The 15,645-nt window shown below is 59.4% G+C and carries 17 protein-coding genes, 1 tRNA gene and 1 pseudogene; 11 read left to right on the top strand and 8 right to left on the bottom strand.

What is annotated here, in order from left to right:
- Positions 1-37: 37 nt before the first annotated feature.
- Genes yajC through queA form a run of 3 tightly spaced genes read right to left on the bottom strand, consistent with a single transcriptional unit; the run spans position 38 to position 2,590 of the window.
- Entirely contained in the window at positions 38-376 is a 339-nt protein-coding gene (gene yajC / locus CWC48_RS15935; protein WP_003175975.1) for a preprotein translocase subunit YajC, read from the bottom strand.
- Positions 377-419: 43 nt separating this feature from the next.
- Complete coding sequence (gene tgt, locus CWC48_RS15930) at positions 420-1,535, bottom strand: tRNA guanosine(34) transglycosylase Tgt (protein WP_003175976.1); 1,116 nt, start codon at positions 1,533-1,535, stop codon at positions 420-422.
- A gap of 5 nt (positions 1,536-1,540) precedes the next feature.
- A complete protein-coding gene (gene queA, locus CWC48_RS15925) occupies positions 1,541-2,590 on the bottom strand; it encodes a tRNA preQ1(34) S-adenosylmethionine ribosyltransferase-isomerase QueA (protein WP_100492180.1) in 1,050 nt (349 codons plus the stop codon).
- Positions 2,591-2,698: 108 nt separating this feature from the next.
- Here queA and CWC48_RS15920 point away from each other — a divergent pair.
- Positions 2,699-2,783: transfer RNA gene (locus CWC48_RS15920), tRNA-Leu, on the top strand.
- Positions 2,784-2,877: 94 nt separating this feature from the next.
- Entirely contained in the window at positions 2,878-3,207 is a 330-nt protein-coding gene (locus CWC48_RS15915) for a hypothetical protein (protein ID WP_078050110.1), read from the top strand.
- A gap of 7 nt (positions 3,208-3,214) precedes the next feature.
- Here the strand turns inward: CWC48_RS15915 and CWC48_RS15910 are convergent, their stop codons facing one another.
- Positions 3,215-3,850 (bottom strand): LysE family translocator, encoded by a 636-nt coding sequence (locus tag CWC48_RS15910; protein ID WP_100492179.1) that lies wholly within the window; start codon positions 3,848-3,850, stop codon positions 3,215-3,217.
- Between the two features lie 157 nt (positions 3,851-4,007).
- Between CWC48_RS15910 and CWC48_RS15905 the strand changes: the two genes are divergently transcribed.
- The 4 genes from CWC48_RS15905 to CWC48_RS15890 all read left to right on the top strand — a co-directional run bounded on the left by CWC48_RS15905 (position 4,008) and on the right by CWC48_RS15890 (position 6,690).
- A complete protein-coding gene (locus CWC48_RS15905) occupies positions 4,008-4,379 on the top strand; it encodes a PH domain-containing protein (RefSeq protein WP_098467339.1) in 372 nt (123 codons plus the stop codon).
- Positions 4,380-4,622: 243 nt separating this feature from the next.
- Positions 4,623-5,777 (top strand): S-type pyocin domain-containing protein, encoded by a 1,155-nt coding sequence (locus CWC48_RS15900; protein ID WP_078050112.1) that lies wholly within the window; start codon positions 4,623-4,625, stop codon positions 5,775-5,777.
- A 7-nt stretch (positions 5,778-5,784) separates the two neighbouring features.
- Entirely contained in the window at positions 5,785-6,042 is a 258-nt protein-coding gene (locus CWC48_RS15895; protein ID WP_025858514.1) for a colicin E3-like toxin immunity protein, read from the top strand.
- A gap of 24 nt (positions 6,043-6,066) precedes the next feature.
- Positions 6,067-6,690 (top strand): DUF3916 domain-containing protein, encoded by a 624-nt coding sequence (locus CWC48_RS15890; RefSeq protein ID WP_100492178.1) that lies wholly within the window; start codon positions 6,067-6,069, stop codon positions 6,688-6,690.
- Here CWC48_RS15890 and CWC48_RS15885 read toward each other — a convergent pair.
- Positions 6,687-7,259 carry a hypothetical protein gene (locus tag CWC48_RS15885; protein ID WP_078050114.1) on the bottom strand — a complete coding sequence of 191 codons (573 nt, stop codon included), beginning with the start codon at positions 7,257-7,259 and terminating at the stop codon, positions 6,687-6,689. The genes CWC48_RS15890 and CWC48_RS15885 overlap by 4 nt on opposite strands.
- A 262-nt stretch (positions 7,260-7,521) precedes the next feature.
- Here CWC48_RS15885 and CWC48_RS30875 point away from each other — a divergent pair.
- A pseudogene (locus CWC48_RS30875) lies at positions 7,522-7,634 on the top strand (sulfatase); the annotation flags it as partial.
- Here CWC48_RS30875 and CWC48_RS15880 read toward each other — a convergent pair.
- Entirely contained in the window at positions 7,635-8,009 is a 375-nt protein-coding gene (locus tag CWC48_RS15880) for a cytochrome c family protein (protein WP_078050115.1), read from the bottom strand.
- 183 nt (positions 8,010-8,192) lie between these two features.
- Between CWC48_RS15880 and CWC48_RS15875 the strand changes: the two genes are divergently transcribed.
- The 3 genes from CWC48_RS15875 to CWC48_RS15865 all read left to right on the top strand — a co-directional run bounded on the left by CWC48_RS15875 (position 8,193) and on the right by CWC48_RS15865 (position 11,624).
- Complete coding sequence (locus CWC48_RS15875; protein WP_078050116.1) at positions 8,193-8,573, top strand: response regulator; 381 nt, start codon at positions 8,193-8,195, stop codon at positions 8,571-8,573.
- Positions 8,574-8,769: 196 nt separating this feature from the next.
- Entirely contained in the window at positions 8,770-9,384 is a 615-nt protein-coding gene (locus CWC48_RS15870) for a biliverdin-producing heme oxygenase (protein WP_099494221.1), read from the top strand.
- Entirely contained in the window at positions 9,381-11,624 is a 2,244-nt protein-coding gene (locus CWC48_RS15865) for an ATP-binding protein (RefSeq protein WP_100492177.1), read from the top strand. The genes CWC48_RS15870 and CWC48_RS15865 overlap by 4 nt, the downstream gene beginning before the upstream one ends.
- A gap of 991 nt (positions 11,625-12,615) precedes the next feature.
- Here CWC48_RS15865 and CWC48_RS15860 read toward each other — a convergent pair.
- Positions 12,616-13,935: a cell wall metabolism sensor histidine kinase WalK gene (locus CWC48_RS15860; protein WP_100492176.1), complete on the bottom strand. Its 1,320-nt coding sequence runs from the start codon at positions 13,933-13,935 to the stop codon at positions 12,616-12,618.
- A complete protein-coding gene (locus tag CWC48_RS15855) occupies positions 13,932-14,642 on the bottom strand; it encodes a response regulator (RefSeq protein WP_100492175.1) in 711 nt (236 codons plus the stop codon). The genes CWC48_RS15860 and CWC48_RS15855 overlap by 4 nt, the downstream gene beginning before the upstream one ends.
- Before the next feature lie 164 nt (positions 14,643-14,806).
- Between CWC48_RS15855 and CWC48_RS15850 the strand changes: the two genes are divergently transcribed.
- The gene (locus CWC48_RS15850) at positions 14,807-15,595 is read left to right on the top strand and encodes a VacJ family lipoprotein (protein WP_078050121.1); all 789 of its coding nucleotides are present in this window, start codon (positions 14,807-14,809) and stop codon (positions 15,593-15,595) included.
- The last annotated feature ends 50 nt before the right edge of the window (positions 15,596-15,645 follow it).

Raw genomic sequence — 15,645 nt, 5'->3', positions numbered from 1 at the left:
CGCCTTGCGCGCCCCGTCGATTGGTAAAGGTTGTTACTTAGATCGCTTTGAGCGTGCCTTTTGGCAGCGTGGCGGCGATGGCGCCCTTCTGGAACTTCATTTCTACGGTGTCGGAGACTTCCAGTACCACGAAAGCGTCGGAAACCTTGGTGATCTTGCCAGCGATGCCGCCGGTGGTCACAACTTCGTCACCTTTTTGCAGGCTGCCGAGCAGGTTCTTCTGCTCTTTGGCGCGCTTGGCCTGTGGACGCCAGATCATCAGGTAGAAGATGACCAGGAAGCCGACCAGGAAAATCCACTCGAAACCACCGCCCATAGGACCGGCAGCGGCAGGCGCAGCGGCGTCAGCCATGGCGTTAGAGATAAAAAAGCTCATTTAGCACTCCAGTTGCAAATAGTGAATCTTAGGGTCGGAAAACTCAGTCCAAGGGCGGCACAGGGAGCCCGCGCTTGGCATAGAAGGCATCGACGAAGGCGGCCAATGTACCCTGTTGAATAGCCTCGCGCAAACCAGCCATCAGGACTTGGTAGTGACGCAAATTGTGGATGGTATTCAACATGCTACCCAGCATTTCCCCACACTTGTCCAGATGGTGCAGATAAGCACGGGAGAAGTTCTGGCAGGTGTAGCAATCACAGGTGGGATCCAGCGGCGAATCATCATGGCGATGGAACGCGTTACGGATCTTCAGCACGCCTGTATCGATGAACAGATGCCCATTGCGGGCATTACGGGTTGGCATCACGCAATCGAACATGTCCACACCGCGGCGCACACCCTCTACGAGATCTTCCGGTTTGCCAACGCCCATAAGGTAACGAGGTTTGTCAGCCGGCATCAGGCCTGGCAGGTAATCCAGCACCTTGATCATCTCGTGCTTGGGCTCGCCCACCGACAAACCGCCGATGGCCAGGCCGTCAAAACCGATCTTGTCGAGGCCTTCCAGCGAGCGTTTGCGCAGGCTTTCGTGCATGCCGCCCTGGACGATACCGAACAGCGCCGCCGTGTTGTCGCCATGGGCGTTCTTCGAACGCTGGGCCCAACGCAGGGACAGCTCCATGGAGATGCGCGCGACGTCTTCATCAGCCGGGTATGGCGTGCACTCGTCGAAAATCATCACGATGTCGGAGCCCAGGTCGCGCTGCACCTGCATCGACTCTTCCGGGCCCATGAACACTTTGGAACCGTCTACCGGAGAGGCGAAGGTCACGCCCTCCTCCTTGATCTTGCGCATGGCGCCCAGGCTGAACACCTGGAAACCACCCGAGTCGGTCAGGATCGGGCCTTGCCACTTCATGAAGTCATGCAGGTCGCCATGCTTCTTGATCACTTCCGTGCCTGGGCGCAGCCACAGGTGGAAGGTGTTGCCGAGGATGATCTCGGCGCCGGTGGCGACGATGTCACGCGGCAGCATGCCCTTGACCGTGCCGTAGGTACCCACGGGCATGAACGCCGGGGTCTCGACGGTGCCGCGCGGGAAGGTCAGGCGACCACGACGGGCTTTGCCGTCGGTGGCGAGCAATTCAAACGACATACGACTCATAGTTGTTCCTCTGGGCCGCGTGGCGCCGGGTTACGGGTGATAAACATCGCATCACCGTAGCTGAAAAAACGGTACCCATTGTCGATGGCGGCTTGATAAGCGGCCATGGTCTCGGGATAACCGGCAAATGCCGACACCAGCATCAACAGCGTGGATTCCGGCAAATGGAAGTTGGTGACCAGGCAATCAACCACATGGAACGGCCGGCCTGGGTAAATAAAGATATCGGTGTCGCCACTGAACGGCTTGAGCACGCCATCACGCGCCGCACTCTCCAGCGAGCGTACGCTGGTGGTGCCCACCGCGATCACCCGCCCGCCGCGTGCCTTGCACGCTTGAACCGCGTCCACGACGTCCTGGCTGACTTCCAGCCACTCGCTGTGCATATGGTGGTCTTCGATCTTATCCACACGCACCGGCTGGAACGTACCGGCCCCCACGTGCAGAGTCACATAGGCAGTCTCGACGCCCTTGGCGGCAATCGCGTCCAGCAGCGGCTGGTCGAAATGCAGCCCGGCAGTCGGTGCAGCGACGGCCCCCAAGCGCTGGGAGTACACCGTCTGATAGCGCTCGCGGTCCGAGTCTTCGTCGGGGCGGTCTATATAAGGAGGCAACGGCATATGGCCGACACGCTCCAGCAACGGCAACACCTCTTCGGCGAACTTGAGCTCGAACAGCGCATCATGGCGCGCCACCATCTCGGCGTCGCCACCACCATCGATCAGGATGCTCGACCCCGTTTTCGGCGACTTGCTGGAGCGCACATGGGCCAGCACGCGATGGCTGTCCAGTACCCGCTCCACCAGAATTTCCAGCTTGCCGCCGGAAGCTTTCTGGCCAAACAGCCGCGCCGGAATCACCCGGGTATTGTTGAACACCATCAGATCGCCTGGGCGCAAATGCTCAAGCAAATCAGTGAATTGACGGTGTGCGAGGGCACCGCTCACCCCGTCCAGGGTCAGCAGTCGACTGGCGCGACGCTCGGCCAAAGGGTGGCGAGCGATCAGCGAATCAGGGAGCTCAAAAGTAAAGTCAGCAACGCGCATGATGGGGGTCGTCTAGCAGGGCCGGGAAGTCTAGCGGAAATAGTCAAAATTGACCATGAAACGTGATTGACCAACGGTAATCACCTCTCTATACTTCGCCGCCATTGAGCCCTGATGGCGGAATTGGTAGACGCGGCGGATTCAAAATCCGTTTTCGAAAGGAGTGGGAGTTCGAGTCTCCCTCGGGGCACCATCTTAAAAAAAGACCTTGAAATTCAAGGTCTTTTTTTTCGCCTGTCAAAAAGTGAGTAGGCACAGGCGAACGCAGAAATTGAGGAGCCGGGACCATGGAGTTGACGCTGGAAGCTGTTGCGCTTTTTGCTCTCAAGCTGGTGCATGAGACCGAAGGCGTGAGCCCGATTCTGCGCGATGACCCGGTGATGGAGGGGTATGACCGTGAAGTGTTTGGGCTGCTGATACGCAAAGGCGATCTGGCCGGGATTCAGCAGAAGCTTGATGAGTGTGTGATGCTTGCACTCGAATCCTTGGGCGGCGCCGATACCGTACTAGGTCGCGAGTTACAGCGGCTCGCGGTGGACGTGCGCCAAGCCTCGACACTTGAAGCACTCGACGCCCCGCTCAACGCACTCAAGGACTACCTGAAAGCCATCCTTTAAGCGCGCCCTACCGCCGCCCTTCCACCGCCATCCGCACCGCCAGCCCCATCAGCACCGACCCCATCAGCCAGCGCTGCACCACCTGCCAACCCGGCCGGGTGACGAAAAACACCGCGATCGAACCCGCCATCGTGGCAATCATCGCGTTGACACTCACGCTGATAAAAATCTGCGTAAAGCCCAGCACCAGGGATTGCGCCAGCACACTGCCATGGCCGTTCGGAACGATGAACTGCGGCAGCAACGACAAATACATCACCGCCACCTTGGGGTTGAGTAGGTTGGTCACCAGGCCCATGGTGAACAGCTTGCGCGGGCTGTCCTTGGGCAAGTCCCGCACCTGGAACGGCGAGCGCCCGCCCGGCCGTATGGCCTGCCAAGCCATGTAGGCCAGGTACAACGCACCGCCGAAGCGCAGCGCGTCATAGGCAAACGGCACCGCCATGACCAAGGCCGTGATCCCCAAGGCCGCGCACACCATGTAGACCAAAAAACCCAACGCCACGCCGCCCAGGGAAATCAGCCCGGCCGTGCGCCCCTGGCAAATCGACCGCGAGATGAGGTAAATCATGTTCGGCCCGGGCGTGAGCACCATGCCGAGTGAGATCAGCGCATAGGCCAGCCAGCTGGACACTTCAGGCATTGTTCGGCTCCTTGATCGTTTCTCTGTCGACGTGAAACATTTGGCCAACGTTGTAGGCTTGGATGCCATGGTAGGGCGTTCAAAATGCGCGCGTTAGATACAGATCCGCGAGCAAAACGTCATACACCCACCGCACCACTCACCCAAGGGCAGGCCCATGATCGACTTCAACAACAAAGGCTTCTTCAAGCTCAAGCAAAACAACGAATACGCCGAACGCGTCTCGGCCCTGCTGCTCGACGGTGAGGAAGTGGTCGACGCCTACAAGGCCATGCGTGACGGCGTGGTATTTACCACCAAGCGGATTATTGCGGTGAACGTTCAGGGCATTACCGGCAGCAAGAAGGACTTCACGTCGCTGCCGTATAAAAACATCGTGGCGTATTCGGTGGAGACGTCCGGGACGTTTGATCTGGATTCGGAGTTGGAGATTTACTTTTCGTCGTTGGGGAAGGTGAAATTTGAGTTCACGGGGAAGACGTCGATTGTGGAAATCTCACGGTTAATTTCCAAGCATCTGCTGGGCTGATCGGCGGGCAAAAAAAGACCTTGGCGTCTCGAGGTCTTTCTTAGTGCATGCAATGCTGATTCAACGGATGTACACCTGCCCTTGTAGGCACTGGCTTGCCAGCGATGACGCCAGTCCCAGCGCCATCAATCTGTTCGCCAATAACCTGCTGATTTTTCCCACCATCACCATCGAATAAAGCCGATATCAGGTTCTGACACCCCTCTCGTAGGCTCACTCCTCACACAAGGAAGTGAGCCCGTCATGTCAGAGCGCTTTTACCCACCCACCGAAGAAGACTTACGCAAACGACGGATCCTGACCCCGCCGCCATCGCGTTTGCCGTATTCGCCATCTATTGATTATTTCGAGCCATCCCCTGCCCCGGTACCCACGCTAGCCAAACCTTGCGGCTGCGTTTTCATCAAGCCCTGCCAACTGCCTGACGGCATCACCCATTACTACAACCCAGCCGGGTATGTCCCGTTGGAACTCATCAAGGAGTACGCCCATGTAAGCCTGCTGGGTGGACGTGAGGTGGACAGCCGGGGCGCAGTTGCCTTGCGCAAGATCAGCGGCAGCACATTGCCCGCTGGCCTCGGGCAGTTGGCGTTGCGTTCGGCGGTTTTGGAGTCGGCAGCCACTGCCGTCGGTTCTGTCGCCAGTGGTCTATTGACGGGGTTGGTGGCGCTGGCCTGGCCGTCGGAACTGGGTGACAGCGCGCTCTACAGCGAAGAGCAATTGCGTTCGATGCAACGGGCGCGGTCGCAGATGCGGTTGCATATTGAGCAAAGCGAGGACGGAACGCTCAAGGGGTATGGGTTTTACACGGGTAACCATGCCGATTGGCAGATGATTGATGTGGTGCAGTTTCAAAGCCGTGGCGATCAGTTTGTGGCGGACTTGGACGAGGGCGTGGAGCTGATCTGGACGCCCGCCGTTGATCCAAGTGAAACGCTGGGTATTCCAGCCTTGGAGGCTGCGCCGCAGGCGCCGGTGATCTGGATTTATCCGCCGACGGAGAAGGCTGCGCAGATTCTGGTGAACCCGATTTATCCCCCGGAGTATCGGGATTTTATTCTGGTGTTCCCGGTGGAATCGGGGGTTCGGCCGCTGTATGTGGTGGTCAGTGTCAAGGCTGGGGATCACAAGTACCACAAGGCACCTAATACCGAACAAATAACTGGCTTTGCAGGCCTGATCAAAGCAAAACCCATGACTCCCAGACAGGGAGGCGCCGGGTTAAGAGAGCGTTGGATTGAGGAAAAAGGCCGGAGAATCTATGAGTGGGACTCTCAACATGGAGAGCTGGAAGTTTATCTAGCAAGTGATGGGAGCCATTTAGGTGCGTTCAGCCACGTTACCGGCGAGCAACTAAAAGGACCGAAGAAAAAACGAAATATCAGAAGATACCTGTGAGGTCTACATGGGACTAAAAGTGAGATTGGAATGGTTCGACAGAACCACACAGCAGCTACGTGGCGCGGAGGACTCGGCAGATATGGGAGACGATTACTCCGCGATTTCCGAGCTTGGATTGTCGACAGCCGAAGATGTCAATAACGGGATGTTTGAGCTGCGGAGGGAGTGGCTACCACTGATACAGGCACGTTTTTCTCATGAAATTGCTCTTTTAGAAAGCGACTACTTCATCGCGTTTGATTACGAAGATGCAAACGAATAACACAAACTCCGAGAATTCAGCTTAATGCGCAGACTGTCACTCACAAACAAAAAACTCCGCAACATCCCCAGGCACCTCAGAGCTCTGACCCGCTGGGCAGAAAGCTTCGAAGGCTGTTTTTACGAAGAGTTACCGCTGCGACCCGACTATATAAACCTAAAAATCCCAGTTATTGAAAACCTTGTTGAAGGCAATCAAACCACACCGGAAATTCTGGCGCATTGCGCTCAACAGATGATCAAGGTTGCAGGTCACTTGGTTGAAGCACGATCAGACGGTGACCCTGAGTGCTGGATTGTCGCCTGTATCATGGTCCCGGACATGTTCTCAAGCCGAGTCTGTGTCTACACCGACAAAGCCCGCCTTCTCGGCCACACCCAGCCCTTTGACTACGAGTACTTTCGCCAAACACGCATCATCGGCCGAAGCCTTGCCCGCGAATGGGGGTTGGTCGTTCCGCCGGGCCTCCACGAAGTTGGCTTTCACTTCATCCACGAGGACGAAGACGGAACCGTCTTCGAGTCAGAGCATTGGTACTTCGGCGAAGTCAGCACGACCGATGAAGACCCTGGCGCAGAGCGCTGGAAGTATCAAACCTTCAGGTCCTTCCAAGCACAGCATCCACATTTGTTTGGTCCGTCCACTTAGCTCGCCTTCATCTCACTCCCCGCCCCACCAATCAACACACGATTCCCCGGATCCGTAATATCAAACACCTGCAGCGCACACGCCGAAGGCTCCAGCTTGAACTGAAACTCCACCAGGTACACCTTTGCCTTCTCCGGGCTGAAGGTGCTCATCACCGGCCCACAGCTGTAGTAAACCCCGTTGCCCCGGTTGTTCGCCGTGCTGGCGACGGTGAGTTGCTTGCCAGGGTCAGCTTGGATTTCCAGCTGTGGAAAACGCTTGAACCCTGCACTGGCAACGGTCTGGTTGAGCTTTGCGATCCAGTTGAAGACGCGGCCTTCGCCAGTGTCCATCACGGTACCGAGGGTTTCCATGCGCTGGTCAGGGTCGCCTTCGCGGCGGATCGAGAATTCCACGGGGGCGGTGCCGCCGTAGGCTTTCATGATGACTTTGGCGTGCTCTGCATCCACGGCCACGGTTTTCTGGCGAAGTTGGACGCCGTCCTTGAACAGGCTGGGCGATGAATCGCGTTGGTTGGATTGGCAGGCGCCCAGTGAGAGGGCGATGCAGAGCAGCGCGATGCGTTTCATGGGGATGTCCTTATCGGTAGTGAGAGTGATAACTGGACCCGAGTTTAAACAGATTGTTCCGCACTGGAACCAAGGCCCGTGGGGCTAAAGGAGCGCAGCGCTGCAAGTGTCGTGGCTAGGTAGGCCTACCGAGGTGATCCCATCGCAGCCTCGCCGGGACTCGACAGCTCCCACATTGGATCGGTATCGCAGCGGAAATGGCTTCGCTGCCCACTGGGGGAACGTTGAGGGCGTTGGTGACCAGATTGTGGAACGCCATGGTCCGCGAGAGGACGTCGCCGCGCAGCACCCCAAGGAGTTTCAGCGCCTGCAGGGACTGGCGCGAGGACTGCATGAGACTGCACGGTTGAGCTGTTCAGGAATGTGCTCGATTGATTATTTGGGCTGGAACGTTTCGAGGTACGCCAGGATGTTTTCAATTTTTTCCTGGTCACTGATGCCCCAGAAGATCATGCGCGTGCCGCTCACCACTTTTTTTGGTGCCTCGATATAGGCGGCGAGTTTGTCGCGGGTCCAGACCACACCGGAGTTTTTCATTGCGTCGGAATACTGGTAGTCGGTGGTAGTGCCGGCGGGCCGGCCGATGATGCCGTTAAGTTGCGGGCCGAAGCCACCGCGTGCGCCTTCACCGATGCTGTGACAGCCGCCGCAGGTCTTGGCGAAGAGCTTGCCGCCCGCCTCCGCATCGCCCGCGGCAATAGCTGAGTGGGTGTTTAGTAACAGGACGAGGGCGAGTAATGCGTACTTCATGATGGCTCCGCATCGGGCAAGGAGGGGCCAATTATGCCTGGATCCGCTGCACCGCGTCGCTCAAGGAAACGCTCTGGAAAGCGCTCCAGGACGACCATCCATCGCCCCTATAAACATCTAATCGAACCTATTCCAGCCCATTCCACTCCACCTTACTGAATCCCTGATGGAGGAGTAAGGATCATGGCTCAGCCATCGATTTTGGTACTGGAAGACGACGAAATCATTCGCGCGTTAATGGTGGACGTACTGGAAGATTTCGGTGCAGTCGTTACGTCTTTTCCTTCGGCAGATGAGGGGATGATTTACTTGGAGCGGGCCGATGATCCAGTCGACCTGATTGTCAGCGATATCCAGATGCCGGGCCTGCTCAATGGCTATGACCTGAGCAAAGTGGTGGCCCATCGCTGGCCAACGGTGCCAGTGGTGCTGACCTCAGGCAATACCAAGCTGGCGGCGCAATTGGGCGGCTCGGTGCGGTTTTTGCCCAAGCCGTGGAGCACTGAGCATCTGATTGAGTGCGTACAAACGGCATTGACCCAACAAGGCTTGTCCATGCACTGATAGCGTCGCGATATCACTTAAACCGAACTTCGTGGTGCCATTTAAGGTCATTACTGGGAGCAAGGAGCGACTTTTCTGATCCGCTGGTCAGCCTTTTCGCCCTGTGCGTTCAGATGATGGCCATGAGTTGTGTAGAATCGTCGCCCATTTCCACGCGTCATTCATGGCCGAGAGGCCCACAGTTCGAGCTTATTGAATGCATTCACAGGCCCATGACGTCGGTGCGCCCTCATTGCTGGAAGCGTTGCGCACAGGCACGGCCCTGCTGCACGTGGCGTTGGAAAAGCGCTTGCCGTTTTTTTCCGAGCGCCTGGATACCGACTGGTACCAACGCTTGCTTCAAGCGTATTACGGCTTTTATGCGCCGATGGAAGCAGCCCTGTACGAATGTGATTTGATCCCCGAAGGCTTCGACCGGGTGCTGCGTGTGAAAACGCCCACCCTGGTGAACGACCTTCGCGCCCTCGGCCTGAATGACCACGCCATCAACGCCCTGCCCCGCTGCGCCAACCTGCCTGTCCTGAATACACCCGCTGCCTTGCTCGGTGCGCTCTATGTGCTCGAAGGCGCGACCTTGGGTGGCCAGGTGCTGCGCCGGGAAATGACCCAGCGCCTTGGTGTGAACGCCGACAACGGCGGTGCGTTTCTTGACGTGTATGGCGCCGAGACAGGGCGGCGCTGGAAAGACTTTCTCGACTATCTGGGCCGCCAACCGCTCGACGCTGACGACAAACAGCGCGCGGTGATTGCAGCCTGTTCGACATTCAGCTGCTTTGAGCAATGGCTCGACGGCCAGGAGGTACTGCTATGAAACCCGAAGATTTTGAAGAGCTGCTTGCCAACTGCGCCGACGAGCCAATCCGCTTTCCGGGGGCGATCCAACCCCACGGTGTGCTGCTTACATTATCGGAGCCAGACCTGAAGTTCATCCAGGTCAGCACCAACGTCGGCATGCTGTTCGGCCATGCGCCCGAGGCGTTGCTGGGCCAGCCGCTGCACGTACTGGTAGGCGCCGAACACGCCAAGGCCGTTGCCGCCATGGCCGAACACAACACGTTTTTCGATGCCCCACCGTTGCACGTCACGTTTAACGGCGCAGAGTTCGAAGGCCTGCTGCACCGCCATCAAGGTGTGCTGGTGCTGGAATTCGAGCCGCGACTGAAAGACTTCCGTCCACGGGCACTGAACGGCCGCACCAGTGACCTGGGCAAGATGCTGCAACGTTTGCAGTCGGCGAAAACCCTGCAAGCGCTGTACGAAATCAGCGTGACTGAAATCCAGGCCATGACCGGCTACGACCGCGTGCTCATTTACCGTTTCGAAGACGAAGGCCATGGCCAGGTGATCGCCGAAGCGTCGGCGCCGTCCATGGAACTGTTCAACGGGCTGTTCTTCCCTGCGTCCGACATCCCCGAGCAGGCCCGTGAGCTGTATCGCACCAACTGGCTGCGCATCATCCCGAATGCGGCCTATGAGCCGGTGCCCCTGCTGCCCAAGCTGCGCCCGGACAACGGCCAACCGTTAGACTTGAGCTTCGCCACGTTGCGCAGCGTGTCGCCGATTCACTGCCAGTACATGCAGAACATGGGCGTGCTGTCGTCCATGAGCATCTCGCTGATGAAGGGCGACAAACTCTGGGGCCTGATCAGCTGCGGCAACCGCGAACCGCTGCTGGTACCGAATGACCTGCGCACGGCCTGCCAGACCATCGGCCAGGTGCTGTCGTTGCAGATCAGCGCCATGGAAGCACTGGACCTGAGCCGTCAACGCGAGGAGAAAGTCGAGGCCCTGGCCCGCCTGGATAAGGCCATGAAGGCGTCGGAAGAAAACGTGTTCGACGGCCTGGCCCAGCAACCGCAATTGCTGATGGACCTGACCCTGTCCGGCGGCGTGGCGATCATCGAAGACAAGCAATTGCACCGCTACGGTAACTGCCCGGAACCGGCGCAGATCCGTGCGCTGCACAAGTGGCTGCAGGAAGGCGGCGAGCCGGTTTTTTCCAGCCACAACCTGGCCTCGGTCTACCCGCCGGCCGCCGAGTTCCAGAAAGTCGCCAGCGGCGTGTTGGCCATGAGCTTGCCCAAGCCTGTGGATAACGGCGTGCTGTGGTTCCGTCCGGAAGTCAAAGAGAACATCAACTGGAGCGGCGACCCGAAAAAGCCACTGGACCTGGAAAACTCCGACGCCGGCCTAAGCCTTCGCCCACGCACCTCGTTTGAAATCTGGAAGGTGGAAATGGCCGGCATCTCCACCAAGTGGAGCCACGGCGACCGCTTCGCCGCCAACGACCTGCGCCGCTCCGCGCTGGAAAACGACCTGGCCCGCCAGGTGCTGCGCGAGCAACAGGCCGTGCGCGCCCGCGATGAGCTGGTGGCGGTGGTGTCCCACGACCTGCGTAACCCGATGACCGTGATCTCCATGCTTTGCGGCATGATGCAAAAGGCCTTCAGTTCCGATGGCCCACACACTTCGCGGCGGATTTCTTCGGCCATCGACACCATGCAACAGGCCGCCGGGCGTATGAACGTGCTGCTGGAAGACTTGCTCGACACCTCGAAAATCGAGGCCGGACGCTATGTGGTCAAGCCCGTGGCGCTCGATGTAAGCCAGATGTTTGAAGAGGCGTACTCGCTGCTCGCACCGCTGGCGATGGAGAAAGGCATCGACCTGTCGTTCAACGCCGAGCCTGGCCTGCAGATCAATGGCGACCCCGAGCGTCTGTTCCAGGTGCTGTCGAACCTGATCGGCAACGCGATCAAGTTCACGCCGCGCCAGGGCAATATTGGCATCAGTGCGATGAGCAACGGCGAAGAGATTGTCTTCTCGGTGCGTGACTCCGGCGAGGGTATTGCGCCGGAACAACTGCCGCACGTGTTTGATCGGTATTGGACCCAGGCGGAAAACAACCCGACCGGCAGTGGGCTGGGGTTGTATATCACGCAAGGTATTGTCCAGGCCCATGGCGGCAAGATTGTTGCCGAGAGTGAGGTGGGCCGGGGTAGTGAGTTTCGCTTTACAGTGCCGAAGGTGATTGAAGACTCGCATACCTGAGGCGGTAGAGGTGGCCTGGCAGCCGGCCGCACTCCAACGGCTGCCCCGCGATCCAAATGTGGCAGCTGGCTTGCCTGCGAAGACGGCCTCACAGCCGACCACACTCTAACTGTCGCCCCGCGATCCAAATGTGGCAGCTGGCTTGCCTGCGAAAGCGGCCTGACAGCCGACCACACTCTAACTGTCGCCCCGCGATCCAAATGTGGGAGCTGGCTTGCCTGCGAAGACGGCCTGACGCCGACCACACTCTAACTGTCGCCCCGCGATCCAAATGTGGCAGCTGGCTTGCCTGCGAAGGCGGCCTGACAGCCGACCACACTCTAACTGTCGCCCCGCAATCCAAAAATGTGGGAGCTGGCTTGCCTGCGAAGACGGCCTAACAGCCGACCACTCTCTAATTGCTGCCCCGCGATCCAAATGTGGGAGCTGGCTTGCCTGCGAAGGCGGCCTGACAGCCGACCACACTCTAACTGTCGCCCCGCGATCCAAATGTGGGAGCTGGCTTGCCTGCGAAGATGGCCTAACAGCCGACCATACTCTAACTGTCACCCCGCGATCCAAAAATGTGGGAGCTGGCTTGCCTGCGAAGACGGCCTGACAGCCGACCTGGATGTTGGATCTTACGGGGTACATATCCGTTATTTAGGTAAAGGCTGCTGTTGGTTCCGCCCTTACGGCGGCTCACTTTTGAAAAGCGCAAAAGTAAGCAAAACGCTCTTGCCCCAACACTCGGCACCTCGCCTAGGCTCGGTGTGCCCGTAATCCGACAGGTATTTGGGGGGCCGCCGCCCCGCGCCATCCATGGCGCGGGGCGGCTAAACCGGCATCCCTGCCGGTTTACCCCCCAAATCCCTGTCGAATTCCGGCCAGCGTGTTTGACGGGGCGCCTGAGATCAAAAGCAGGATCAAGGTCAAGGTCAAGGTCAAGGTCAAGGTCAACGGCGGTTCGCTTTGCATCGTGGTTAGTGGTGGTTGCATTGCCCGGTAATCCTCACACCGGCAACACCACCACCGCCTCCAACCCTCCGCCCTGGCGTTCTGTCAGGGTTAGTGTTCCGCCGTGTTCCAGCACAATCGCCCGCGCGGTCGATAACCCCAGCCCGACACCGCCGGTGCTTTTATTGCGCGACCCTTCGAGGCGATAAAACGGCAGGAATACCTGTTCCCGATGTTCAGCCGCGATACCTGGGCCTCTATCCAGCACGCGAATGACCACCTCTCCCGACCGTTGCTGTAACTCGACCTCCGGCGCCACGCCGTAGTGGATGGCGTTATCCATCAGGTTGGTCATCACCCGCTTGAGGCCCAGTGGTCGGCCGAAGTACACCAGGCGCGGTGGGCCACGAAAGGTGAGGTCGATGGACTGGTCGCGGTAGTCGTCGATCAGGGTTTGCAGCAATTCCGCCAGGTCCAGTTGGGTGGCTTGCTCCAGCCGGGCGTCGTCGCGGAAGAATTCCAGGGCCGTGTTGATCATGGCCTGCATTTCGTCGACGTCGCGGAACAGTCGTTGTTGCTGGTCGGCATCTTCGATGAACTCACCGCGCAGGCGCAGGCGGGTTAGCGGTGCGCGCAGGTCGTGGGAGATGGCCGCCAGCATTTGGGTACGGTCCTGGATGAAGTGCCGCAACTGCGCCTGCATGCTGTTGAACGCAAGGATCGCCTGGCGCAGTTCGTGAGGGCCCATCGGTTCGATGGGCGGCGCGCGAAAGTCGGCACCGAAGCGCCGCGCGCCCAGGGCGAAGTGCTGCAGGGGCCGAGCCAGGCGGCGGGTCGCGACCAGGGTGACCAGCGCGGTGGAGATCAGCACCAACAGCACCACGATCAGGCTGCGCGCGCCATCATCCAGCCCCCAACTGCGCGACGACGCGCTGAACATCAGCCAGGATCGGTCAGCCAATTGCACCAGTAGCGCGTAGTGGCCGTTACCGTCTGGCCAGTCAGACGGTTCGTAGGCTTCCATCGAACGCGGCGGCCCCTGCAGCAAATGCTTGAAGACCTGCTCGCCCGAATGGAAGTCCGGGTCGTCCAGCACGGGTAAACCCAATGCCTGCCGCTGGGCCGCCCACGTCACGTTGAACCCGTCATCACCCACCGCCCGGGCCAGGCGCGACCGATGCGAGGGCTCCGAGGCCTCGACCACGCGTACCACCACGGCGATTTTTTCCAGCAAGCCGGTTTCGGTCAGTGGCGGCCGTGCCCACACGCCGGCCAACTGCACGAACAACGCGTTGAAGGCCAGCGCGGTGATCATGGCGATCAGGATGGTCAGGGCGATCCAACGGGCCACGGTGTCACGCGGGCGCAGGCTCATGAACGGGTCACGCTGGCGGTGAACTGATAACCGCCATTGCGCACCGTGCGGATCATCGCCGGGCGCTTGGTATCGAACTCCAGCTTGCGGCGCAGGCGGCTGACTTGCACGTCGATACTGCGGTCGAACGCGTCATGGCTGTGGCCCCGTGCCAGATTCAACAGTTGCTCACGGGTCAATACGCGCTGGGGGTGCTCGGCGAACACCAGCAGCAGGTCGAACTCGCCGGAAGACAGCGGGATCATCACCTGGTCGGGCGAGCGCAACTCACGGCGCGTGAGGTCCAGCTGCCAGCCCGCGAACCGGATCAACGGGCGCGCGACCTCGCCCAGCGGCGGTCGGCTTTCACCCGCCCGGCGCAGTACGGCACGCACCCGGGCCAGCAATTCGCGTGCATCGAAGGGTTTGCTCAGGTAGTCATCGGCGCCCATTTCCAGGCCCACGACGCGATCGCTGAGTTCGCCCATAGCCGTGAGCATGATCACCGGCGTGGCGTATTGCTGGCGCAGGCGCTGGCACAGCAGCAGGCCGTTATCGCCCGGCAACATCAGGTCGAGGATGATCAGGTCGGCCGGCTGGCGCTCCATCGCCGCCCACAGGTCGGCGCCACTGGCAGCCGTCTCGACCCCATAGCCGTGTTGCAGGAAAAATTTCTTCAGCAGCGCGAGGACCTCAAGGTCATCGTCCACGATCAACAGGTTGCTCACCGGCGGTCTTCACTGGGTTGGGTCGAGGTGCCATCTAAAACCATTCGGCGCGGCGCGTCATATATTTCAATCGTGCAATAAAGCGTCAATCGCGCAATAAACCAGACATCTTTGCGCAAGGCAGCAATGCCAGGATCAGCCTCCTTTTTGTGGAGACTGTGCCCATGCGCTCGCTGACGTATCCCCAGCATTTGGCCCGCCAGGCCGTGCTGTTGCTGACGGTGTCCTACCTGACGGGCTGTGCCAGCCCGGCCCCGGTAACGCCCATCACTCGCTGCGCGCCAGTGAACGACTCGGTGTACGACCCCGCCGAACCGGTCAACCGCGGCGTGTTTGCGTTTAACCGGGCGGTGGATGACTACGCCTTGGCACCGGTGGCGCGGGGTTACCGTTACCTGCCGGACTTTTTCCAACAGGGTGTGCATAACTTCGCCAGCAACTTCAGCGAGCCGAAGGTGTTTATCAACGATCTGCTGCAAGGCAACCCAAGGCGCTCGGTCAATACCCTGGGGCGTTTTGCCGTGAATACCACCGTGGGCGTGGTGGGGCTGTTCGACGTGTCGGACCGCCTGGGAATCCCACGGCACAAAGCTGACTTCGGTCAGACATTCGGCGTGTGGGGCGTGGGTAACGGGCCGATCGTGGAATTGCCATTGCTGGGCACCAGCAACAGCCGGGATGCGGCAGGTAAAGTGCTGGGCTTCCTGATTTCGCCGCTGGGGGACAGCGACACGGTGCAGACGTTGGGTACTGTCAGCCTGGTTGGCGGCACTGTCGATACGCGGGCGTCACTGTTGCCGCTGACCGACAGCCTGCAAAAACTGCCGGATTACTACAGCGCGTTACGCAACGTGGTGGCACACAATCGTGCAGCGTTTGTGCTGGAAGGCAGGGACGGGGCGGCTTCACCTGAGGCGAGCGAGTGCACAAATGGCGCGAGCGACGACTTCTGAAGCCAGCTGCGAGAGGGTTGTCATACTTTGCAGCAGGGTGTTTATAGCGG

The organism is Pseudomonas sp. S10E 269, from assembly GCF_002798465.1.
GTDB lineage: Bacteria > Pseudomonadota > Gammaproteobacteria > Pseudomonadales > Pseudomonadaceae > Aquipseudomonas > Aquipseudomonas pergaminensis.
The sequence above is the reverse complement of the archived record's forward strand: the minus strand, read 5'-3'. Positions and strand labels throughout refer to the sequence as shown.